The following is a 23,777-nucleotide window of genomic DNA, read 5'->3' as shown; positions in this document are numbered from 1 at the left end:
TGAAAAAAAATATTTTATTATCCCTGCAATAGATTCAACAGTCTGCCATACACTTCTTTATTCCCAAGTATAATCAAAGCCAGACTTTCTTTTGCCTGATTCAAGTCATGAAAAAGTTTTCGAACATCAGACATTTCTTTTCTTGCCTGTGTGCTTGATCTCAGATAGCCTTCTTCGTCATAATAATACCGGTCGTTAAGCACCACTGCCAGATACTCTGCATTGGTCCGGATCCGGTTTGTCAGGCGAAAGATCTGTACTTCCGGCAAATGTACTTCATCTACAAGAATAGCGCTGTAATCTTCTAAGTTTATTGGATTTTTTATCTGATTATCCGACCAAAAGTCAATCCGACGTAATCGTTCATGTAGAATCTCCCATTTTTTTCCGGCCTCTCCACAGTGAATCATACATACTTTATGCTTCTGCGATAATTTCATGGCAATATCATAAAGTAACAGAGTTTTTCCTGTTCCCGCACAACTGCTGCCAGTCGGCCTCCACAATATGATCGTGGTTCGTCAGCCTTACAAGCCGGTTCTGACTGCTGATGTAAGTGTAAGAATAAATCGGGCGCCCCAGCACAGACAGATAATAACGGTTCTGAGTCAACTGCTTCCGGATCGTCTCATCGGATACTGCGCCACTTTTCAGTTCAATATTCACAATTTGCTCGTCCTTGATCTGAAGCAGATCAAATTCCTTTCCAAGTCTCGGAATCTGGAAGGAATAAAAAAAACGAAGGGCGTATACTTCATCCATATGCGCTTCCAGTTCACGGACAAGAGATCTCATACTCTCCAGTTCCCATGTACGCATTTTCAGAAAATACTCCCTTCCTGATAGTTGCCGTTCCAGTTTTTGTAACTGTTCTATATTCTGATTTCTTGTCACTGCATAAATAGAAATTGATTTCATTTCCTATCTCCTACATTTAAAATAGAATCTTTTCTTCAGTATAGTTGAATTTCTATTTTACAGCAAGCATTTTTGCCATGAGCACTGCCGCAATCGGCATCACCATTACACAGGCAATTGCACCGAAAATCATAGAAGCAAAATTTTGAAACAATATTTTTGAATTTAGCAAAAGTTCCAACGAATAATTTTGCATTTTCAAATAGGTAAATAACAATAGTGATTCTCCAAGATATGCAAACAGCAATGTATTTACCGTTGTTCCTATCACTTCTCTTCCGATTTTCATTCCACTTTCTACAAGCTCTGTAAATTTCATCTCGGATTTATGATTTTTCACCTCATATACAGAAGTCGTAACTGTCAGAGCCATGTCGAGAATTGCCCCCAGTGTACTGAGCAAAATAACTGAAACCATCACATTTCGCATACTGATATTCAAATCCATATTGTAATATAAAATGTCATCTCCAACAGATTGGATTTCATTCAATCCACCAGCCTCAATACTCCATATTACAACATAAATGACAAAAAATAAAACCAGCATTGTAATAGCCACAGAAATAAATGCGCTCCAGGTCTTTACATTCGTTCCATTTTGATAAAATAATGTAATGCAGGATATCACGATTCCCGCTCCAACCGTAACAAATAGAACCGGTACTCCGGTTGCCATAAGCCAGATTGCAAAGCTAAGCAGAAGTAAATTCCCGACCAGGGCAATTAAAGATACAACTCCTCTGTCTCCTCCGACAATTACAATCAAGCTAATCAAAATCAATCCAAGTATTATCAGCATATCTTTTTCACCTTCTTTACAGACATTTTCATCATAACAGATGTTACAATAATCGATACCGGTATTGCCAATACAATACCAATACTCTCAACAAAAAATCGACATAATTCACACGGAATATGAAGTTTAATAATTGTAACGAACCGCACACTGTTATTCATCCGAATCAGACACATTGGAATCAGTCCACAGCCAAATACAAATAACAGTACATTAATCATCGTCCCCATAATATCATATCCAATTTCTCTTCCTGATTTAAACAATTCAAAAAATGTTACATCTGGTTTTTTCCGGACAATTTCACTCAAAGCGGCAGAAATTGCAACGGATACATCCATAATAGCTCCCAACCCGGACAATAATATTTCTGCATGAAACATTTCATCCGGATTATCAATGCTTCCAAGATATTCCATTGTGGAGTAATCCAGTTCTTCCATATGTCTCATTACCAGATCAAAAATCCCCATAATCATTGCGAGCACACACAATGTGGACAACAATGCTGCCCATGTTTTTCTATTAATTCCATTTAGCCCAATCAAAGTAGCTGCTGCAAAAAGTATTACCAATTTGTTACAAAGCGATAATACATTCGAACTGTCTCCACATTTCCAGAATCCCACGAAAAATATAATTAGATTTATTATGACTGTCCCGACAGTCAATGCTCCATGTCTTCCGGTTACAATAAGAAGAAGCAGAAGTAAAAATCCAAGCAGTATGACAATCTCAGTATCCCTTTTTACACCTCGTATTCCCGATCCAACATCATCTTTGGAACCATTCAGGAAAACTTTTTCCCCTTTATGGTATCCTTGCTTCAACATACCTGTATAAGTATATTCATGAGAAAACGAAACTTTTTTTCCTTTATTTTTCCCGTTTAGAACAACTCCTTGAATATTCTGCTCGTATTTTTTCTCCTTCGTTCCACGAGTGCTTTTCCCTTCTCCGGTCATCCGCGTCTCAACCTTCGTAAGTTTCGCAATTGGCGTCTGATATAGCCAGGCATCATTCATAACAAATACAACTGCCAGAAAGTAAACCAGACCCAAAACACAATATACTTTTCTTTTTTTACTTTTCATAACATATTTGATTATTTTCTGACTTAGATTTTTCATTTTCTTACTTCTTTTTGTTTATTCAATAATTTTCATATCTGCATTTGCAAGTCTGCAATATGTGGTATCATCATTCTTTTCCTTATAAGCTTCAAGCGTACCCTGGACTTCAATTTCTGCATCTTCTGCCGGATATTCATCTGGGTATGCATGCGAGCCATCTCCCCATACAAATTCAAGTCCCTGAGCACAACACGCCATTGCATCTTTAATCATGCAGCAATGATAATATTCTTCGTTATTTGGATTTTCAGCTGCATAATAAGTACCTTTTATACGAAATGTTTTACCGATATAATCGTCTGGATCCACCATAAGTTGATAAATCGTTGCATATACCATATCACTGTCCATCTGCGTAAGATCATAATCTACATCTGAATCTGAATCTGAAGAATCATCTTCATTTGATTTTTCTACTTCATTCTGAACATTTTCTGTATTCTTTGCATCTTTCTGATCATTGCCCTTTTCAGAATTTATCTGTTCATCCATGACCTGTTCAACTGATCTTGCTGTGTTACTCTGGTCTTCCTGCTTTTTGCCACAATGAGTGGCTCCTATCACACATATACAGATACATAAAAATGTAATACTCCGTTTTTTTAACAATTTCACACTATTCTCCTCCTGCAAATTTTCCAATTACACAACAAATAAAAAAAGCTGCGATATCTGTTGCCACAACAGTAGAGCCAACCGGTGTTCCAACAAGAATCGATAACAACATTCCGACAATTGCACAAAAAACAGACAGCACTGCCGAACATACTGTCACTTTAAAAAATGTTTTAAAAATACGCATGGCAGATAATGCCGGAAATATTACAAGTGCCGAAATCAAAAGTGAACCGACCAGATTCATTGCAAGAACTATAATCACTGCTGTAATCACTGCAATCAGAAGATTATACTTATCCGTCTGTATTCCTGTAGCTTTTGCAAATGTTTCGTCAAATGTTACACAGAAAATCTTGTGATAAAATACCACAAAAACTATGACTACTACAATAGCCATAACTACACATAACCAGACTTGTTCTATTTTTAATGTTAAAATAGATGTTGAACCAAACAACGTACTGCACACATCCCCAGACAAATTCGGACCCGTTGCAAAAATATTCATAAGCAGATAACCAATTGCTAATGCTCCAACAGATATCATAGCAATTGCAGCATCGCCTTTTATTTTTGTATTCTGCCCTGTCCGCAATAATAAAATTGCACAGATAACCGTGACAGGCAGTATAAACAACATATTATTCGTAAGATTTAAAACAGATGCTACTGCCATAGCTCCGAAAGCAACATGGGACAAGCCATCTCCTATAAAGGAGAATCTTTTCAAGACAAGCGTAACCCCAAGCAGTGAAGAACATAATGCAATCAGTACTCCAACAATTAAAGCATATCTTACGAACGGATATTGAAAATAATAAGCCAATTTAGACACCATTGTCCGCTCCTCCCCTTCTATACTCTTCACTGGTTCCATAAAAAATATTCGGACCAATTTTCATGACATGACTGGCATAGTTTACCGCAATCTGTATATCATGTGAAATCATAATAACTGTAATATTTTCTTCCCGATTGATTTTTTGAATCAAATAATACATTTCTTTCGCGGCCTTTGGATCAAGTCCTGCCACTGGTTCATCCAACAATAACATCTTTTTTGTTGCACATAAGGCTCTGGCAAGTAAAACTCTTTGCTTCTGTCCTCCAGACAATTCCCTGTAACATTGCTCAGCCAAATCTGTAATCTGTAACTTATTCAAAATCGCTTCTGCATAACTTTTTTCTTTTCTATTATAAAATGGACGCAATCCAAGTTGGTTTTGGCATCCGGAGAGAACAATTTCTCTCACGGATGCCGGAAAATCTTTCTGCACTTCTGTCTGTTGTGGCAAATAACCAATCTCATTTTGTTTTAAATTATCGCCAAACAAAATTTCTCCCTGTATTGGCGGCTGAAGACCAAGCAGAGTTTTCATAAATGTAGACTTACCAGCTCCATTTTCACCAATTACACAAAGATACTCACCTGTATTTACAGAAAAATTCATATTCTGCACAATTGCCTTACCATCATACCCGATTGCTAAATTCCGACAAATAATTTGTGCCATATTTCCTCCTACTGTAAAGCCTCTTTTAATACTTCAAGATTTTTTTCCATAACTGATAAATAAGTCGTTCCATTCTTTACATCATCTGATAGTGTAGACTGCATAGAATCTAAGGTTAAAATATTCTGATTTTTGTCTTTTGTATTTTCAACGATTGTTTTTGCAATTTTCTGATCTGATTTTTCAATTGTTATAACATTTTTTAATCCAAGTTCATCCACTTTTTCTGATAAAAATTTAACCGTCTCAAAGCTTGCTTCTGTCTCTGCCGAGCATCCGACAAATGCTGCATAATAATCCAGCCCGTAATCATCTACAAGGTAACGGAACGGAAAACGATCTCCAAAAAGTAGTGTCTTCTGAGATGCAGCATCGACAGTACCCTGATATTCCTTGTCAAGAGTATCCAGTTTTTCTTCATATGCTTTTTCATTTCGCATGTATATATCCTTGTGTTCCTCATCAATCTCACAGAGATCATCAGCGATTGCTTTTGTTAAAGTCTTTGCATTTTTTAATGAAAGCCATACATGTTCATCATACTCCGGCTCTTCTTCCTCTTCACCTGACTCTTCCTCTTCTTCTGCTTCCATTCCTTCCTTTACTTCTTCCTCTTTTACTGTATTACCCAATACATCCAGTAAATTAATTACTTTCATATTCTTGTTGACCGCTTCTTTTAATGCATCATCGACCCACGCATCGGATTCTCCTCCAACATATATAAATAAATCACAATCTGAAATTTTCATAATGTCCGATGCCGTCGGCTGATAACTATGAAGATCCACCCCATTATCGAGAAGCATTGTCAGATCCATATTGGATATTTCATCGCCTGCAATTTCTTTTACCCAATCATACTCTGGAAAAATAGTTGTTACGACTTTAATCTTTGCCCCTCTATTTTGCACGGTATTATTATCTTCTTTTGTACTGGAATTTTTCTGTCCGCAAGCCGATATGCACAGAATCACCATAACTGTAATTAATAGAATTGATATAAATTTTTTCATAAAAATAAAACCTCCACTGTCTTATATACTATCTTACATAAAAAAGAGTACAATAACAGAAAGGTACGGTTTTTCCACACCCTTTCTGACTACTGAAGGTTTTATTTTAATCATTTAATCTCACTTTTTGGCTAACAAGAGATGTGTTAAGAATCATGCACACATACTGCATAAAAACACATAGTGTAAATAATATTGTAAAAATTGTACCCGACCAGATAATCGTTCCTGTCCCTAGATTTTTCAATGTCTGGTGTGCCTGATGCATACAGGCACAAATAGGACAATTTTCACCTGTACATTCGTGGTCTGCTTCTTTTACAATATAGAAAAGAGAAGCAAATGTCACAAACACAAAAAGTATACATATAATTGCTGCAATACATTTTTTCTTTTTCCCTGTCATTTCCTTCTCCTTTCTCAAATTCTATTATGGTTGATTTCTACATTCACTACAAATTCCGTAAAAAACTGTACGAATTGGATCCATTTGAAAATCATGATATTCTATCATATGTTTTCTAAGACTCTCAACTTCGTCACACTGAAGATGAATCAGCTTCCCGCATTTTTCACATTTGCAATGATAAGAAATAAGATTCTCATCCTGATTATATTCTCCAACGTATTCAAAACATGCACTGCTTGTTCCGTCAACTACATATTTTGCAACACTGCCTTCTTTCACCATTTTTTCCAAATGTCGGTAAATTGTTGTTGTTCCAACAGATATGCCTTTGTCTTTAAAATAATCGCAAATCTCATTTACTGTTACATGTCTGCCTTTTGTAGATTTTAAAAAAATATGTAATTCCGTCATTTGTTTTGTTTTATATGGGGCTTTTACCATTTTGTCACTCCCTCTCAATTTGGAAACCATTTTCATTTTACCATAAGTAATCGATATGTCAAGATAATTTGAAAATGATTTTCATATTTTGAGTGTTTTCAGATATACTTTCTGTTCCGGAGTAATCCGATAGCTTTCAATAGCTTTTTGAATGGACTTATTGTGTGTCCACACATCAAGTTTGCGTTCTTCAATAAATGGGAGTATCTGATCATACTGCTTTGCGAGCGCGGTTGCAAAATACCATGCCCGCATCATATTCACATAATATTCGTCTGACTGAACCAAAGCTACTTTCCTGGGATATTCGATCCGGAATTCGTCTCCCAGATAATAACGCATCAGCATACCGATACCAAATCGGATTGTATAAGTGCGGTCTGATTTCATCCAGCGGCAGACCTCTTCTATAAATGTATCCAGATGATTTTTCATTACTTTGACTGCCAGCATATCACAGGTTGCCCAGTTATCGATGTATGGTAAAAATCGTTCCAGCTCTGCCAGACATCTGTCATAATCCTTAATCTGTTCAATCAAAAGCCCGTGTAGATTATTTTCATCATAGTACTGATGTGGAAGAATTTTCAAGAATTCTTTTGCTTCTTCTGTTTTTCCATATCCTTTTGCAAATTTGCGAAGCACAGGCATTCGCACACCAATAACCGTTTCTTTCTCTATTGTCGGCAAGAGTTTTGCCTGAAAATCCCGATATTGTAAATCCTGTAATTCAAACAACTGTTTTTGTACACGCTCTGTTACTTTAACCTGATTCATAACTACCCTTCCTTCGTTAATTCATTTTGAGATTTCGTCCCAGAAATGGAAGAAGCACAGCAAATCACCATATTTCTCGTACTTCGTGATGATCTTTCTGTGCTTCCGCAAAAAATACAATTTAAAATTAAATGATATCGTGATCATTCGCAAGCCAGATGCTTCATTATAGTTCTTTGTAATGTACAATAATATCTTCGTACACACCATCTTTGTTCAGGAATCCACCTGGAATTGTCCCGAGCTGTATAAATCCAAGTTTTTTGTAAAGTGCCAGTGCAGTTGTATTACTCTTTACAACTGCATTGAACTGTATAACGCGAAATCCAATTTCCTTCGCTTTTCCCAGACAATCAGTCACAAGCTCTCTTCCAACGCCTTGCCCTCTTACGGTACTTTTTACCGCATAGCTGGCATTACAGATGTGTCCGCATCTGCCAATATTATTCGGGTGAAGAATATAAAGTCCGACGATCTCATCATTTTCGTTAACCGCAATACCTGTATAAGACTGCTCTTTAAAAAAAGCTTCTCCATCTTCCATTCCCAGACCTTCCATCTGCGGAAATGCTTTTCCCTGCTCTACAACCTCATTCCAGATTGCAATCGCTTCTTTCGTATCCTCACTTCGAAATTCTCTTACAGTAATCTCCATAGTTTTCCTTCCCGTATGAGTCCATACATTAAAATTGTAATTTCATTTATTACAATTTAATTTTACGACTGCAGGCAATTGCCCTTGCCCCTGGTCCAATATGACATGATACGCTCAGTGACAGCGGATTCATCACCACATCATATCCCGGGAATCTTGCCTCTATCTCTGTTTTCCATTCCTGTGCTTCTTCAGCAGAACATGTATAGGCAGCCTCGAGATGTACTTCTTCTCCGGCAAACCGTTCTTTCAAATCTTTTTCCATTGCATCAAGCATCGTCTTCTTTGCAGATTTCCATCCACGCGCTTTCGAAAAGGCATCCAGCTTATCGCCTTGAATCTGAAGAACCGGTTTTAAATTCAATACAGTACCGATAGCTGCCGCTGCAGGTGTGATACGTCCACCTTTTTTCAAGTACTTTAGTGTATCTACTGTAATATAAATACTGGACTCTAGTTTTTCACGCATCAGAACTTCTTCGATTTCCTGTACAGACATCCCTTTTTCTGCCATTTCAATCGCATCAAGAACTGACTGTCTCTGAGTAACAGAAATTCTCTGATTATTTACCACACGGACTTTTCCTTCAAATTCCATAGCAAGTCCCATGGCTGTATCACAGGAACTGCTAAGTCCGCTTGACATCGGAATATAAAGGATTTCATCATATTTTTTCAAAAGCTCTTCCCACAAATCCATCACATCTCCAGGAGATGGCTGTGAGGTAGATATCTCTGCATCCTCTGCCAGTTTTTTATAAAATTCTTCCTGGGACAATGTGATATCTTCATAGAATAATTCTCCGTTAATATAGAATGGCATCGGAAGAATATGGATTCCTAATTTCTTACTTTCCTCCTGTGTAATTCCACTGTTGCTGTCTGTAACAATTGCTACCTTTCCCATTCTTGTCAATTTCCTCCTAATTCTTAAAGCTGTGCACCGGAGCCGGAATCCTTCCTTTTCTGCTCACAAATGCGCTACAATCATATTCATTCACTGGTATGATCGGTGCATATCCTAACAATCCGCCAAATTCAGCGGTATCTCCAACGTCTTTTCCTATAACAGGAATCAGACGTACTGCTGTTGTTTTCTGATTGATCATTCCAATCGCCATCTCATCGGCAATAATTCCTGAAATCGTAGATGCTTTCGTCTTTCCCGGAATAGCGATCATGTCCAGACCTACAGAGCATACACAAGTCATAGCCTCTAATTTTTCCATTGTCAGCGCGCCTATCGTTACCGCATCGATCATTCCCTGATCTTCACTGACCGGAATAAATGCACCGCTAAGTCCACCTACATAAGAGGATGCCATAACACCGCCTTTTTTCACCTGATCATTCAGCATTGCAAGCGCTGCTGTTGTTCCAGGTGCACCGACACGTTCCAGACCGATTTCTTCCAGAATCTCAGCGACACTGTCTCCAATCGCCGGAGTAGGTGCCAGTGACAGATCGACAATTCCAAACGGAACACCGAGACGTTTTGACGCTTCTCCTGCTACAAGCTGACCGACACGAGTTACCTTAAATGCAGTCTTCTTGATTGTCTCACATAATTCTTCAAACCCCTGTCCGCACACCTGCTCTATGGCATGCTTTACAACCCCCGGTCCGCTGACTCCTACATTGATCACCGCATCGCCTTCTGTCACGCCAAGAAATGCCCCCGCCATAAATGGGTTGTCATCTGGTGCATTACAGAATATAACAAGCTTTGCACATCCAAGAGAATCGTTGTCTTTCGTTGCTTCTGCAGTCTCTTTTACAATCTCTCCGCAGAGACGGACTGCGTCCATGTTGATACCTGTCTTTGTAGATCCTACATTAATAGAACTGCACACCCGATCCGTACAGGCAAGCGCCTGTGGAACAGAATGGATTAAAAGCTCATCACTTTTTGTCATAGCCTTTGACACTAATGCAGAATAACCACCGATAAAATTCACACCGACTTCTTTCGCTGCCCTATCCAATGTCTTTGCAATTTCCACAAAGTCTTCCGGTTTCTTGCATGCTGAACCACCGATCAATGAAATCGGAGTTACAGAAATACGTTTATTGACAATCGGAATTCCGTACTCCTGTTCAATCTGATTACCTGTCACAACCAGATCCTTTGCAACTGTTGTAATCTTTTCATATACTTTCTGATTCAACTTATCCAGATTAGAATCAATACAGTCCAAAAGACTGATTCCAAGTGTGATTGTTCTCACATCCAGGTTCTCATGTTCAATCATCTGCTGGGTTTCATTTACTTCGTAAAAATTAATCATGTCCAATCCTCCGCTTTATTCAAGATTACAAACGATGCATTTTTTCAAAGATATCTTCCCGCTGGCAGTGGATATCTACGCCAATTGTTTTTCCGAGTTCTTCCATCTCATTAACAACTACTGCAATTTCTTTTGTACAATTTGTGACATCTACAATCATCATCATATTAAAATACCCCTCTACGATTGTCTGGGAAATATTTAATATGTTTACAGAAATATCAGAAAGATACTGACATACTCCCGCAATAATTCCAACCTTGTCTTTTCCAACTACAGTAATGATACATTTCTTCATGGTGTTCCTCCTCGTAATCTCCGTGTCAGTAAAATTTCTGACACTATGCTTTTTTGTAAGGCAGTTACAGATCAATCATTTTTGACTAGTATTTTTTTACAAAACAGTTACAGATCAATAATCTCTGACACACTGCTTCTCTTTGCAACAGTGATTGGAAAATCGTCCCCTTTATATGGATTATCTCCCAAAGTAACCTCTAACTTCACCGTCTCATAGGCAAGCTCTTCATAATTGTTCTCTTTACTGAGATGTCCAAGAACAACATGTTTCAGGTTATCATGTAATATATCACATAACAGCCTTCCTGACAATTCATTTGATAAATGTCCTTTGTCTCCTGCCACTCTTCGTTTGAGCGGATATGGATATGGACCGACCTCCAGCATCTTTAAGTCATGGTTTGCCTCCAGCACGATTGCGTCCAGATTTTTCAAATGTTCCACGGTATAATCGTCATACTTTCCAAGATCTGTTGCGACTGCAACGGATTTTTTCCCGTCACCGATCCGGTATCCGGACGGTTCATTTGCATCGTGAGAGATTTTGAATGGTTCTACTTTCAGCTCACCCAGTGTAAATGTTTCATCCGTCTGGATTTCATGGAATAATCCTTCCGGCATCTTTCCAATACTGGAAATCTTTTTGATTCCTTCTATTGTACCTTTTGTCGCATAGATCGGCACTTCATACTTTCTGCTGAACACGCCAAGACCCTGCACATGGTCAATATGTTCATGAGTGATCAGAATCCCGCTAAGCTCCTCTCCCTTGATATCCAGAGCTTTCAGACCTTCCTCTACTCTCTTTTTGCTGATTCCTGTATCTACAAGAAGATGTGTATGCTCTCCTCCCGTATAGATACAATTGCCACTGCTTCCGCTGGCAATACTGCATAGTCTCATATATATGTAAATTCCTTCCGTATATCTTAGGTATGAGATCTGTCTATAATTCCTTTACAATCTGATCGATCTGGATCATTGTCTCTGCAAAGATTCCACTATTATCAATTACACGGTCACAGGCTTTCAGGAACATCTCCTTCGGCAGCTGTGCTGCAATAATCTCATCAATCTTCTTATTATCATATCCCCTGGAATAATAAAGACGGTTTCTGCGCACTGCATCCTCCACATATATATACCAGAGCTCATCACAGATCTCATTATAATGATCTTCTACAAGAACAGCCGATTCTACAATCAGAAGATTCGTGTTCTTGCGTTCTTCTTTTTTGATTTTTTTATTTACTTCCTCTTTTACCGCCGGGTGTACAATCTCATTGAGTACATTTAACTCTTTAGGATCACCGAACACGATATCTGAAAGCTTCTTTCTGTCAAGCTCCCCTTTTTCGTCCAGTATTTCTGTACCAAAATGTTCTACGATCGGATCGTAACAGATTCCGCCTTTTTTCTGTAATTTCTTTGCCACCTTATCAGTCTGACAAACGGAAGCTCCGTATTTGTCACTTAAATATTCCAGTATCTGTGTCTTTCCTGCTCCTACTCCGCCAGTAATACCTATAATTTTCATAATCTCCACCCCTTACTTTGCTTCGTACCAGTTTTCTCCTGTATGCATATCTATCTCCAGCGGTACATCTAAGGATGCCGCCTGCTCCATCTCCTCCCGGAGGATTTTTTCTACTTCCGGAAGTTCTGGTCTGTAAGCTTCTATGAGAAGTTCATCATGTACCTGAAGTACAAGTCTGGACTTCAGATTCTGCTCTTTCAGTCTACGGTTCACACCGATCATGGCAATTTTCATAATATCTGCTGCGGTTCCCTGGATTGGTGCATTCATTGCCACTCTCTCTCCGAAGGAACGCTGCATAAAATTGCTGGAAGAAAGTTCCGGAACCGGACGTCTTCTTCCGAACAATGTCACAACATACCCCATCTCTTTTGCATGTGCCACAGTATCATCCAGAAATGTCTTGATTCCCGGATATGTCTTAAAGTAATCTTCAATATATTTTGCAGCTTCTTTTCTGCCAATACTCAAGTCCTCAGACAATCCAAAAGAACTGATCCCATATACAATACCGAAATTGACCGCTTTCGCATTTCTTCTTTGAAGTGGAGTTACCTCTTCAAAAGGAATGTGAAATACCTGAGAAGCTGTAATTCTATGAATATCCTTTTCTTCCCGGTAAGCCTCGATCAGATTTGCGTCACCGGAACAATGTGCCAGCACACGAAGTTCAATCTGAGAATAATCGGCATCCACAAAAATGTATCCGTCCTCCGGCACAAATACCTTCCGGATCAGCCGTCCCAGTTCTACCCGGACCGGAATATTCTGAAGATTCGGCTCCGTGCTGCTGATCCGTCCGGTCGCTGTAATTGTCTGATTGAACTTGCTGTGGATTCGTCCATCTTCTTCAATATAATTGACCAGACCATCTGCATACGTAGATTTTAGCTTTGTAAGCTGTCTGTATTCCAGCACTTTACTTACAATCGGATAATCCGGTGCAAGCTTGTCCAGCACACTTGCCGCAGTGGAATAACCACTTTTCGTCTTTTTACTTCCCGGAAGTAAAAGCTTTTCAAAAAGGATCACGCCAAGCTGCTTTGGTGAATTAATATTGAACGATTCACCTGCCATTTCGTAAATTTCTTTTTCCAGTTCACTGATCCGTCCGCCAAGCTGGCTGCTATAAACTTTCAATGCTTCGCCTTCAGCACGGATCCCATTTCTTTCCATATCATAAAGAGTAAATACAAGCGGCATCTCAATATTTTCAAATAGATGCAGCATCTGTGTTTCCTCTAACTTCTTGTATAACAAGTCACTGCCCTTAAACGCTGTATATGCTTCATAGCAAACCTTCACATAAGCTTCTGACTTTTCTTCAATTACAATATTAAGCTGCTCTCTTGCCACATCTTCGTATGTGTAATCATTCTTCAACGGATTCAAGAGGTAAGCCGCAACCGTTGCATCAAAGCAATGCTTCTGATTTTTGATTGGCAGCCACTTCATAGCTTCTTTGATATCGAACATGACAAAACGTCCGCAACTTTCATTCAGCTTACTCAGCTTTTCAAGAAGGAATTCCTTTGTAATCTGCTCAGTCACTTCAATACAGTATGCATGCTCTTCATCAAAACAAAGACCGATACCGCCAATTGCCGCTTCATTTGCAAAAAGCGGAAGTACATTTTCCGTATTCTGGAAGATCACCGCTCCAACACATGTGGATTCTTTTGCCTGATTCAGAACCTTTTCTGCCTTCTTATAATCTGTAATCTGTTCAAATCCGTCTTCCACCTGATTTGCCGGTGCAGTAACATCGAATTTGGGCAAAAGATTCTTAAACTGTAGTTTCTGGAAAAATGCATATGCTTCTTCTGTAAATATATTACCAAGCTTCGCCTCAGACAGTTCATACGGAAAATCCGCATGCACTTCAATCGTGGCAAGTGTCTTGCTCATAACTGCCATATCCCAGTGCTCAGCAAGTGCCTTGGACGCTCGTGGCGGCTTCAGTTCACTCACATGTTCATATGCATTCTCGATTGAATGATATTCTGTGATAATCTTGGTCGCTGTCTTTTCTCCGATGCTTGGAACTCCTGGAATGTTATCGGCCGTGTCGCCCATCAGCGCTTTCAGATCAATGAACTCCTTCGGTGTCACCTGATAACGTTCTTTCACATCTGCCGCATAATAATCTTCCACTTCAGTACGACCCTGCTTTGTCTTTGGAATGCGGATCTTAACATGTTGCGTTGCAAGCTGCAGAAGATCTCTGTCTCCGGAAATAACGGACACTTCCATTCCTTTTTCTTCACATCGTCTGGACAGTGTTCCAAGAAGATCGTCAGCCTCCAATCCCGCACACTCTATAGTCTTAATCCCCATAGAGCAAAGGACTTCCTTAATAACCGGAACCTGCTGCCTCAGTTCGTCTGCCATCGGCTTTCTTGTTCCTTTGTAAGCGTCATACATCTTATGACGGAATGTCGGCGCATGCACGTCAAATGCGACCGTCAGATAATCCGGCTTTTCTTCATCCAGAATCTTGAACATGATCGTCAGAAATCCATAGATTGCATTCGTATGAAGTCCTTCGGAATTCGTCAGATCCGGAAGTCCGAAAAATGCCCTGTTTAATATGCTGTGCCCATCGATGAGCACAATTTTTTTATTTGTATTCTCGCTCATATAGTCTCCTTGTTAATAAACAAACTACCTTATTACTATACACCAAATCTGTTTTTTTTAAAAGCTATATATTATCAAAACAAATAAAATAACGCTAAATTTGATACATTTCTATCAAATTGTTCCATTCAAGACTCTCATGGCAAAAAAAAGAAAGCCCGGCGATGAGCTTTCCTTTTTGTCATGCCTTTTAAAGCATGCATATATTCTAAAATTGAGGTAAGTAATTTCTGTTTTTACATTACAGTGTCAGGTAGTTCTCCAGAATTTCTTTTAAATCTGCCTGGATTCCGTAATCTGCAACTCCAAAAATCGCAGCATTTTCGTCTGTATTGACTGCAACATATAAATTTGTATCCTTGATTCCTTCTGTATGCTGAATTGCTCCGGATACACCAAAGGAGATACAGATCTTCGGACGGATTGTCAGTCCTGTCTGTCCAATCTGGTGATTGAACGGAATCATCTCTGAATCAACCATTGGTCTTGTTCCTCCGATTGCTCCTCCGACTTTCTCAGCAAATTTCTCGAGAAGTTCAAAGTTATCATCTTCCAGAACTCCACGCCCTCCGACAACAACAACTTCTGCTCCGAGAATACTGTCTGTTGTATTTTCTGCCGGAAGTTCTTCCAGAATCTCAACTCCAGATTTTTCAATTTTGATATCATCAAAAAATGTTACATTTGCATTTCCGCTTTCTTTTGCCTCACAGGCTGCATAGACACCAGGTCTTACTGTCATCATCTGCGGATAAATACCTTCTTTTGTAAGAATTGTAACAAATACATTTTCTCCGTAGGACGGTTTGTTCTGTTTAATATAGAAAGAACCGTCTTCTCTCTGAGCAGCCAGAACCTCTGTACAGTCCGCAGTCATACCACAACCAAGACGCATCGCTACTCTTGAGAAAATAGAGCGTCCCTGTGGTGTTGCCGGAACAAGCACTGCGGATGGCTCGATTTTCTTTAACATTTCAGCAATTGCAGCACTGACTGCATCATCCTGAAGTGTGATATCATGATCTGCTTTTACTGCATAGATTTCATCTACACCAAGCTTATCTAATTCTTTTACAAGTTCTTCTGCATGGTCGGAAAGAACGATTGCCTGAACTTTTTCTTTTGTTGTCTCAGCCAGACCTTTTGCCGCTGAAACCAGTTCTGCAGCTACCGTCTCTAATTCACCATTATAACTTTCTGCATAAACACAAATTCCATTAGCCATAGGTCTACTTTCCTTTCTCCTCTTCAATCAGGTCATAAAGCTGTTTTGCAAGTTCTGCCGGTGTACCTGTAAGCATCTTAGCACTTCTCTTTGTCTCCGGCTGGAAGGAATCAACAGTAACTGTCGGTGATCCCTTGATTCCAACTTCCTCTGCTGCAAATCCAAGTTCAGCATTTGTATAGGTAACAAGTGGTTTTGATTTTGCCGCACGTTTACTTCTAAGTGTTGCAAGTCTTGGCTCATTGCAGCCAAAGTTTACAGATAATACTGCCGGTGTAGCGCAGGCAATCCTGAAACTTGTATCGTGCATTTTCTTTACAACTTCAACTTTTCCTGCCTGATCTTCCTTATATTTTACAGACTGGATTTCTACAACATGTGGAAGATTTAATTCTTCTGCAACCATTGCTGCCACCTGTCCGGTTGCCCCGTCTGCTGACAGGGCACCTCCTAAGATCAGGTCAAATTCACCATATAACTGAATTGCTTTTGCTAATACTTTTGCTGTTGCTACGGTATCTCCTCCTGCAACTGCTCTATCTGTGATCAGGCAGCTTTCGTCACATCCGAGTGCCATCGCATCACGCAATGCTTTTTCTGCATCCGGTGGTCCCATCGTAAATACTACAACTTTTCCGTCTGTCTGCTCTTTTAACTGCATTGCTTCTTCAATGGCATTCAGATCTGCCGGATTGATCATTCCTTCAGAGCTTGCACGTACAAGTGCATGTGTTTCCGGGTCTACAGATACATCGTTAGATACCGGAACCTGCTTAATAAGAACTGCTATATTCATAGTTTCCTCCTATTATTTTTACTTTCATCTGTTACTTTCAATAGTAACTTTCATTTGCTTATTAGTCTTCAAGAAGTCTCTCGAATGCCCAGTTCTCAAGAAGTGGTGTGCTCTCGTCACGCATGATCAGTTTTGCAAGATCACGTGTTGCTGCCGGAACCTCGATGACTCCATTTCCACCAAATCCTGTTGAAAGCATGTATCCTTCTACTGGCGTCTTACCAAGTACCGGCCAGAAATCCTTTGGCTCTGCACGGTAGGATAACCAGGAAGATACAAGTCCGCTGTCTACAATTCCCGGAACCTTAGCATCCAACTGATCCAGAAGGAAGTCGATGAAGTAATCGTCTGTTCCACCTGTTGCAGGTAATTTGTCTGGATCCCACTGTCCTGCATGCATCGGATTGTTCAGATCCATAGATAAGTGAGATTTGCAGATAAATATGTTGTCTCCTGCTCTCAGTGCATAGAACTCTGGGTATTTCAGTACTGGGAATGTGTAGTCTAATTTCTTTCCTGGAGGGCATAAGAAGAATGCTTCCGCTTTTGTATGCCAGATTGGTACGTTCAGTCCAACCATTTCTCCTGTAATTTTGCTCCATGGACCTGTACAGTCAACAACTACATCAAACTCATACTCTGCTCCATCGTCAGTTGTAAGACCTTTTACTTTGTTATCTACGATCTTAACATCTGTAACTTTCACGCCTGTCTTTACAGTTACGCCATTTTTCTGAGCTTTTTTCATATATGTATTGGAAATCATTGTTCCATCAAAATATCCGTCATCCTCTGTATATCCTGCTCCAAGAATATTTTCTGTAGAAATATCTGGAAGGATTTCTTTGATACGGTCTTTATCTGTAATATACTCTCCTGTATATCCTGCTGCTTTTGCAAGAGCGATTCCTGTCTTAATGACCTTCTCTACTTCTTCATTTGTTGCTACTACAAGAGTTCCTGTCTTATCAAATCCTGCTGAACCTTTCTCTTCCGCTTCCATTTTCAGGTAGGACTCGAAACCATAAAGTCTAACGTCCCAGTATCTGTTCTTGAGGGAATCATCAAAAAGACATACTGTTCCGGCTGATTTTGCTGTAGAAGCTCCACCGATTGTGTCCTTTTCAAATACTGTCACATCAGCTTCTCCTTCGTAGAGGCTTAAGTGATAAGCCAGTCCTGCTCCTGAGATTCCGCCACCGATAATACCAATTTTTTTCTTTGCCATAGTTTTTTACCTGCCTTTCTTTTTTTAGGTTTCCTTAAAATGCATCATGTCTTTCGACTTTTATTTTTCATCCAGTTTTAAAACTGTATTTAACAAAACATTGCAGCCATTCTCAATGTCTTCCGGTGCTGTGTATTCATATCTGGAATGACTGATTCCGTCTTTGCTAGGCACGAAAATCATTCCTGTCGGGAATACGCTTGTCATGATCAGGGAATCATGAAATGCACCGCTTGGGATGACTGTATAATCAATTCCAAGCTCTTTTACCGCTTCCTCTATCGTTCCTCTTACTAATTCCGACATTGGTGCCGGATCATGATAAGATGTCGGAACAAATGTAGACGTAACTCCATATTTTTTGCAGATGTCCTCAAGAAGCCGTCTGAGATGATTTTCAATCAGTTTCATAACTTCTGCGCTCTGGTCACGAATCTCCAGGCTGAAAGTGCAAGTTCCTGGAATTACATTAACGGAATGTGGTGTAACTTTAATGGTTCCGACTGTTGCAACAGTAAATTCATTTCCATACTCTTTTACAATTTCCGGAACCTTGTTGATGAATCCAGCCGCAGCAACGAGTGCATCTTTTCTGTCAGCCATCGCAGTACTTCCTGCATGATTTGCCTCGCCTGCTACAGTCACATCATATCGATTCACACCTGCAATCGATGATACAACGCCGACCGGTGTATGTGCTTTATAAAGTCTGGATCCCTGTTCTACATGAAGTTCGATAAAACTGTGTACCGTCTTTGGATCTCTTTTGGCTTTCATCACATTTGCACTTGTGATTCCATATGATTTCATCACTTCGCCTCGTGGCTCACCGTAAATATCCAGCTCATCATCACTGACATCAGGGTCCTGTCCACAAAGTGAACTGCTTCCCAGAAGTCCTTTTCCAAAACGGAATCCTTCTTCATCGGTAAACACAATCACCTCGATCGGGTGTTTCGGAACTTTTCCATGTTCCTTTAACACTTCACATACTTCCAATCCTCCAACGCAGCCAGTCACTCCATCGTATCGACCTCCGTCCGGAACTGTGTCAAGATGTGAACCCATCATAATTGCCGGAAGATCATTATCCTGCCCATCCATATGAGCAATCAGGTTACCAGCTTCGTCCACATGGCATGTCATGCCAAGGCGCTTTGCCCAAGATGCAAAAAGTTCTCTTCCTTTTACATCTTCTTCGGAGAATGCCATTCTCGTGTACGTTCCATCTTCTTTTTTACCACACTGATAAATGTCTTCTAATCTGGAAACCACACGATTTATATTTGCTTTCATCCGAATTCCTCCTCCCTTGTGAATCTTTGTTTTTCTATGTCTCATATTATAGATATTTTTTTAACAATACGCATCTGCATAATTGGACAAAAAAATAACAGAGATTTATCAACAACTGATAAATCTCTGTTACTTTCTCAAAAAACTGCTATTTTTTTAAATTTTCCATCATTTTACATACAACTAAGCCAATTCGGACAGATAGTACTTCATTAGGGTTATCAAAATCTATGCCTGTGATCTGCGAAATCCGCTCAATACGATAGGCCGCCGTCTTATAATGTATATACAAGTCCTGAGCTGTCTTTGTCAGATTCTGGTTGTGTTCCAGATAAGTCTTAAGTGTCAGGATCAGATCCTGACGCTGCTGTTTTTTGTAATGATATAATTTTTGAAGAGATTCTGGTACATATTCCATCATTTCTTTCTCATCACTGAGCTGACAAAGCAGTTTGAAAATTCCCATGTCGGAGAAAATCATAATTTTGGACTGACTGTCTTCATTTTTATCTCCAAGAATATCAATAAACATCAATGAATCCGTTGCCTCTTTAAAACTGCTCGGAATATGTTCAATCCCCTCTATCATTCGTCCGACTCCGGCACGGACTTTCAAATCTTTTTTCGCACTTGCCACACGCTTCTGAATCTTCATGACGATTTCTTTCAATTCGTGACGATATTCTTCCTGTTTTCTCGCCGGATCTACTTCCTGGATCACAATGACTCTGTCCATATCATTCTGAATCTTCACATTCGGAAATTCAATAGCGATCGCATTGTTCAATATATTCGTGTATTTCACCGTGTCATTCAGATCGACCCGATTTGAGCCATATCCGAGATTGAACGCAATAATACGGTAGAACGCATCCATAGAAATCCCAAGCAGGGAACTGTCCCTTCGAAGTTCCTGAATTGAGTGAACCTTTCCATTCAAAATATTGTTCATAATATCACTCTGGAACTTTTTCTCAAGATCTGCCAGTGAACTTTGACGGAACAATTCCTGCTTCAACGCTGTTACTGCATTCTCAACTGCAATAAAATCCATACCGTTGACCGGATGTTCTGTTTCAGTAACAACCAGATACATTCTCGCATTATACATAACATTCAATCGCACAAGATACTGCCCGATCTTTTCTTCCGGTTTTTCCTCCAATGTAATTTCCTGTCTCCGGTATTTATAATTTGAATAGAAGTCTAAAGAATATTCTTTTGCGTCCGGCTGAATTTCAAATTCACAGATTCTCGTATCTGTTGTCGCCTGGCATTCCAGATTCTGATCAAACAATGCCACCGGGTTTCCAATCAGTTTTGACAAAATGTCTACAATACGCTGCACTCCATTTTCCATGGAATGAAAAGAAAGTGACAGCGCCGTAAAATTATCATGAGTTGTCTTAAAATACTTAAGTCTGATAACTTCCTCACTGAAAATATGCTCCATGATCGTATTAAGAATTTCTCGAAATGGCATTTCAAACGGAATCTCAACGACAGGAGTTTCTGTCTTTTGAGCATACTCCTGTATGACCGCCATCTTTTCCTCCATGAAGTCTACGGTTCTTCCTTGCTTAATCACAAGTGCACTTACTTTTTTCTTTGCAAGCTCCGCGATATAACTGCGGAACTCTTCCGGGGAACAACTCTGAAATGCATTCAATCCTGTCAGAAGGACCTCTCCACCACTGATAAAACGAACAATATCTGGAGATTCAATAATCGTAACACCACGGATTTCCTGGCCAATACCACCCTTGCCCCAGAGCAGATTCGCTTTCTGAAATAATTTCATATCAAGCATATCCTGTACTGTAAATCCCATAATCTTCTTCCTTTCGTCATTTCATTCTTTCTTCTTTTGTTCCTCTAAAAACATCGGTTTTATTATAATGAATATCTAATAAATGTGCAAGGGCAAAAAAGCACCGAAAACTTTAAGTCTTCGATGCTCTTTCATAAATCAACTGCGGATGACGGGACTTGAACCCGTACATAGTCACCTACGTCAGATTTTGAGTCTGATGCGTCTGCCATTCCGCCACATCCGCATATCCCAGCTTTTTCAAGCCGAGATTAATTGTAACACACAACTGCGTGAAATACAACATTTATTTTATTAATTTTTTTCCAATATCAAAACAATCAAAGGTTGCGAAATAATCTGCTGGTGTTTCAGCTCTTCGGATAAGCTGTGTGCTTCCATCTTCTTTTAAGAGCACCTCTGCGGATTTTAATTTCCCATTATAATTGTATCCCATAGAAAATCCATGTGCTCCTGTATCATGAATCACAAGAACATCTCCCATATCAATCTTCGGAAGCATACGGTCAATTGCAAATTTGTCATTATTCTCACAAAGGGAACCGGTTACATCATATTTGTGATCACACGGCGCATCTTCTTTTCCCATGACTGTAATATGATGATATGCACCATACATAGCCGGACGCATCAAATTTACTGCACATGCATCTACCCCAATATATTCCTTATGGGTGTGTTTCTCATGAATTGCTTTTGTTACAAGACAGCCATAAGGTCCCAACATAAATCTTCCAAGTTCTGTATAAAGAGCTACATCTCCCATGCCTGCAGGCACAAGAACCTCATTATAAACTTCCCGCACACCTTCTCCAATCGCACGGATATCATTTGGCTCCTGATCTGGTGTATACGGAATTCCGATACCGCCTGACAAATTAATAAATTTGATATGAATGCCTACCTCTTTCTGAAGCTTTACAGCCACTTCAAATAATACTTTTGCAAGCATCGGATAATATTCATTTGTTACAGTATTACTTGCAAGGAAGGCATGAATTCCAAATTCCTTCGCACCTTTGCTTTTTAAAATCTTAAATGCTTCAAAAAGCTGCTCAGTTGTCATACCAAACTTGGCATCTCCCGGGTTATCCATAATATCATTACTAATCTTAAACAGTCCGCCCGGATTATACCGGCAACTGATCGTTTCTGGAATCTCGCCAATTGTCTCTTCAAGGAAATCGATATGCGTAATATCATCCAGATTAATAATTGCTCCTAACTTGTGTGCAAGTTCATATTCTTCTCTCGGTGTGTCATTGGAAGAAAACATAATGTCCTCTCCCTTTACTCCCATTGCATCTGAAAGGAGAAGTTCTGTATAAGAAGAACAGTCACATCCGCATCCATACTCTCTCAAAATATCAATCAGAAACGGATTCGGCGTTGCTTTAACTGCAAAATACTCTTTATACCCCGGATTCCATGCAAATGCTTCTTTTAGTGCCTGCATATTCTTGCGGATTCCCTTCTCATCATAAAGATGAAATGGAGTTGGATATTTTTTCATGATTTCATCCAGTTGTTCTTTTGTTACAAATGGTTTTTTCTTCATTGCATGTTCTCCTCTCGTATTGCCAGAAGTTTTATTTCATTACTAAGAGCACTTTTATATAACTCTACAAAATTTTTCTGTCCGGAATAAAGGCATGTATTAATGCTTCCTTCTCCATACTCTCCGGTCAGCACATATCTGGAATCTGTAATCACACCAATCTGCATTCCACGATTGTTTCCAATATAGACTCTGGCATTTCTAAAATTCACAGGTTGATCTGTCACAATTACGACTTTCTTTTTAGCCCGGATCAGACTTTCCAGCTCATCCACGAACAATAACAGGTAATTTCTTGTACAGGAAATGTATACTCTCTCTTCGGCTTTTGCCAGAAGATTACGAATCTTATCCAAAATATTAGAAGAACCTTCTATTGTAATGTACCCTTCTACATGATCTTTTTCAGATGGCATATGCTTCTTTAGCCATCTTTGGGACTCTTCCAGCCTCCGGATTCTATTCCGGCAAAATTCGTCCAATGGCACAGACACATATTTTTTTGTTGTTCCTTCTTCCACCAGATAAGCCGCGCCTTTTTCAGTCATACTTGCAAGCGAATTATACGCATTGGATCTAGATATTCCAAGCTGCTTTGCAACTTCATAGCCTGTCGTCTTTCCTTCACTGATCAGGCAGCCGTAAATTCCTGCTTCCTGCCTTGTAAGACCAAATTCCATCAGGCGTTCGATATATGATTTATCTTCCATTTTTTCACCTGTTCTCATTTTTGTCCTTTTGTAGTAGTTCTCTCACGGAACACTATAGTATATTTCTTGCTATCAGTCAAGTACT

The 23,777-nt window shown here is 39.5% G+C and carries 25 protein-coding genes and 1 tRNA gene; all 26 read right to left on the bottom strand.

The window, feature by feature from the left end; genetic code table 11:
• Positions 1-17: 17 nt before the first annotated feature.
• Positions 18-440: a hypothetical protein gene (locus G593_RS20640; RefSeq protein WP_049946438.1), complete on the bottom strand. Its 423-nt coding sequence runs from the start codon at positions 438-440 to the stop codon at positions 18-20.
• 7 nt (positions 441-447) lie between these two features.
• Complete coding sequence (locus tag G593_RS20635) at positions 448-918, bottom strand: hypothetical protein (protein ID WP_049946437.1); 471 nt, start codon at positions 916-918, stop codon at positions 448-450.
• A 52-nt stretch (positions 919-970) separates the two neighbouring features.
• Complete coding sequence (locus tag G593_RS0100995) at positions 971-1,720, bottom strand: YibE/F family protein (protein ID WP_029730448.1); 750 nt, start codon at positions 1,718-1,720, stop codon at positions 971-973.
• The gene (locus G593_RS0100990; protein WP_005336533.1) at positions 1,714-2,850 is read right to left on the bottom strand and encodes a YibE/F family protein; all 1,137 of its coding nucleotides are present in this window, start codon (positions 2,848-2,850) and stop codon (positions 1,714-1,716) included. The genes G593_RS0100995 and G593_RS0100990 overlap by 7 nt, the downstream gene beginning before the upstream one ends.
• A gap of 18 nt (positions 2,851-2,868) precedes the next feature.
• Positions 2,869-3,468: a hypothetical protein gene (locus tag G593_RS0100985; RefSeq protein ID WP_029730446.1), complete on the bottom strand. Its 600-nt coding sequence runs from the start codon at positions 3,466-3,468 to the stop codon at positions 2,869-2,871.
• Position 3,469: 1 nt separating this feature from the next.
• Positions 3,470-4,309: a metal ABC transporter permease gene (locus G593_RS0100980; protein ID WP_022279054.1), complete on the bottom strand. Its 840-nt coding sequence runs from the start codon at positions 4,307-4,309 to the stop codon at positions 3,470-3,472.
• A complete protein-coding gene (locus G593_RS0100975; RefSeq protein WP_005336537.1) occupies positions 4,299-4,985 on the bottom strand; it encodes a metal ABC transporter ATP-binding protein in 687 nt (228 codons plus the stop codon). The genes G593_RS0100980 and G593_RS0100975 overlap by 11 nt, the downstream gene beginning before the upstream one ends.
• An 8-nt stretch (positions 4,986-4,993) precedes the next feature.
• Positions 4,994-6,001: a metal ABC transporter substrate-binding protein gene (locus tag G593_RS0100970; RefSeq protein ID WP_029730445.1), complete on the bottom strand. Its 1,008-nt coding sequence runs from the start codon at positions 5,999-6,001 to the stop codon at positions 4,994-4,996.
• A gap of 106 nt (positions 6,002-6,107) precedes the next feature.
• Positions 6,108-6,407, bottom strand: a complete 300-nt coding sequence (locus G593_RS0100965) for a hypothetical protein (protein ID WP_029730444.1) — start codon at positions 6,405-6,407, stop codon at positions 6,108-6,110.
• Positions 6,408-6,431: 24 nt separating this feature from the next.
• Positions 6,432-6,851: a Fur family transcriptional regulator gene (locus G593_RS0100960; protein ID WP_005336540.1), complete on the bottom strand. Its 420-nt coding sequence runs from the start codon at positions 6,849-6,851 to the stop codon at positions 6,432-6,434.
• Positions 6,852-6,932: 81 nt separating this feature from the next.
• The gene (locus G593_RS0100955) at positions 6,933-7,628 is read right to left on the bottom strand and encodes a DNA alkylation repair protein (protein WP_029730443.1); all 696 of its coding nucleotides are present in this window, start codon (positions 7,626-7,628) and stop codon (positions 6,933-6,935) included.
• A 166-nt stretch (positions 7,629-7,794) separates the two neighbouring features.
• Positions 7,795-8,283, bottom strand: coding sequence for a GNAT family N-acetyltransferase (locus G593_RS0100950; protein WP_005336545.1), 489 nt, complete (start codon positions 8,281-8,283; stop codon positions 7,795-7,797).
• 49 nt (positions 8,284-8,332) lie between these two features.
• Positions 8,333-9,190 carry a DegV family protein gene (locus tag G593_RS0100945; RefSeq protein WP_005336546.1) on the bottom strand — a complete coding sequence of 286 codons (858 nt, stop codon included), beginning with the start codon at positions 9,188-9,190 and terminating at the stop codon, positions 8,333-8,335.
• Between the two features lie 16 nt (positions 9,191-9,206).
• Entirely contained in the window at positions 9,207-10,571 is a 1,365-nt protein-coding gene (locus G593_RS0100940; RefSeq protein ID WP_029730442.1) for a PFL family protein, read from the bottom strand.
• Between the two features lie 25 nt (positions 10,572-10,596).
• A complete protein-coding gene (locus G593_RS0100935; RefSeq protein ID WP_029730441.1) occupies positions 10,597-10,869 on the bottom strand; it encodes an ACT domain-containing protein in 273 nt (90 codons plus the stop codon).
• A gap of 107 nt (positions 10,870-10,976) precedes the next feature.
• Entirely contained in the window at positions 10,977-11,774 is a 798-nt protein-coding gene (locus tag G593_RS0100930) for an MBL fold metallo-hydrolase (protein WP_005336549.1), read from the bottom strand.
• 43 nt (positions 11,775-11,817) lie between these two features.
• On the bottom strand, positions 11,818-12,408 hold the full coding sequence (gene coaE / locus G593_RS0100925) for a dephospho-CoA kinase (protein WP_005332574.1): 591 nt from the start codon (positions 12,406-12,408) through the stop codon (positions 11,818-11,820).
• A 12-nt stretch (positions 12,409-12,420) separates the two neighbouring features.
• The gene (gene polA, locus G593_RS0100920) at positions 12,421-15,048 is read right to left on the bottom strand and encodes a DNA polymerase I (RefSeq protein WP_029730440.1); all 2,628 of its coding nucleotides are present in this window, start codon (positions 15,046-15,048) and stop codon (positions 12,421-12,423) included.
• 241 nt (positions 15,049-15,289) lie between these two features.
• Complete coding sequence (locus tag G593_RS0100915; RefSeq protein ID WP_005332571.1) at positions 15,290-16,273, bottom strand: electron transfer flavoprotein subunit alpha/FixB family protein; 984 nt, start codon at positions 16,271-16,273, stop codon at positions 15,290-15,292.
• Positions 16,274-16,277: 4 nt separating this feature from the next.
• Complete coding sequence (locus G593_RS0100910) at positions 16,278-17,069, bottom strand: electron transfer flavoprotein subunit beta/FixA family protein (protein WP_005336551.1); 792 nt, start codon at positions 17,067-17,069, stop codon at positions 16,278-16,280.
• A 61-nt stretch (positions 17,070-17,130) separates the two neighbouring features.
• On the bottom strand, positions 17,131-18,297 hold the full coding sequence (locus tag G593_RS0100905) for an NAD(P)/FAD-dependent oxidoreductase (protein ID WP_005336552.1): 1,167 nt from the start codon (positions 18,295-18,297) through the stop codon (positions 17,131-17,133).
• Positions 18,298-18,357: 60 nt separating this feature from the next.
• Positions 18,358-19,593, bottom strand: a complete 1,236-nt coding sequence (locus G593_RS0100900; protein ID WP_005336553.1) for a Zn-dependent hydrolase — start codon at positions 19,591-19,593, stop codon at positions 18,358-18,360.
• A gap of 148 nt (positions 19,594-19,741) precedes the next feature.
• Complete coding sequence (locus G593_RS0100895) at positions 19,742-21,424, bottom strand: PucR family transcriptional regulator (RefSeq protein WP_029730439.1); 1,683 nt, start codon at positions 21,422-21,424, stop codon at positions 19,742-19,744.
• A gap of 143 nt (positions 21,425-21,567) precedes the next feature.
• Positions 21,568-21,650 (bottom strand) — tRNA-Leu (locus G593_RS0100890).
• A 60-nt stretch (positions 21,651-21,710) separates the two neighbouring features.
• Positions 21,711-22,982: a diaminopimelate decarboxylase gene (locus tag G593_RS0100885; RefSeq protein WP_005336555.1), complete on the bottom strand. Its 1,272-nt coding sequence runs from the start codon at positions 22,980-22,982 to the stop codon at positions 21,711-21,713.
• Positions 22,979-23,710, bottom strand: a complete 732-nt coding sequence (locus G593_RS0100880) for a TrmB family transcriptional regulator (protein ID WP_005336556.1) — start codon at positions 23,708-23,710, stop codon at positions 22,979-22,981. Before G593_RS0100880 ends, G593_RS0100885 begins: the two co-directional genes overlap by 4 nt.
• Positions 23,711-23,777: the final 67 nt, after the last annotated feature.

The organism is Dorea sp. AGR2135 (assembly GCF_000420885.1).
In the GTDB taxonomy this organism is placed as follows: domain Bacteria; phylum Bacillota; class Clostridia; order Lachnospirales; family Lachnospiraceae; genus Dorea; species Dorea formicigenerans.
This window is presented reverse-complemented; position numbering and strand designations above follow the sequence as displayed.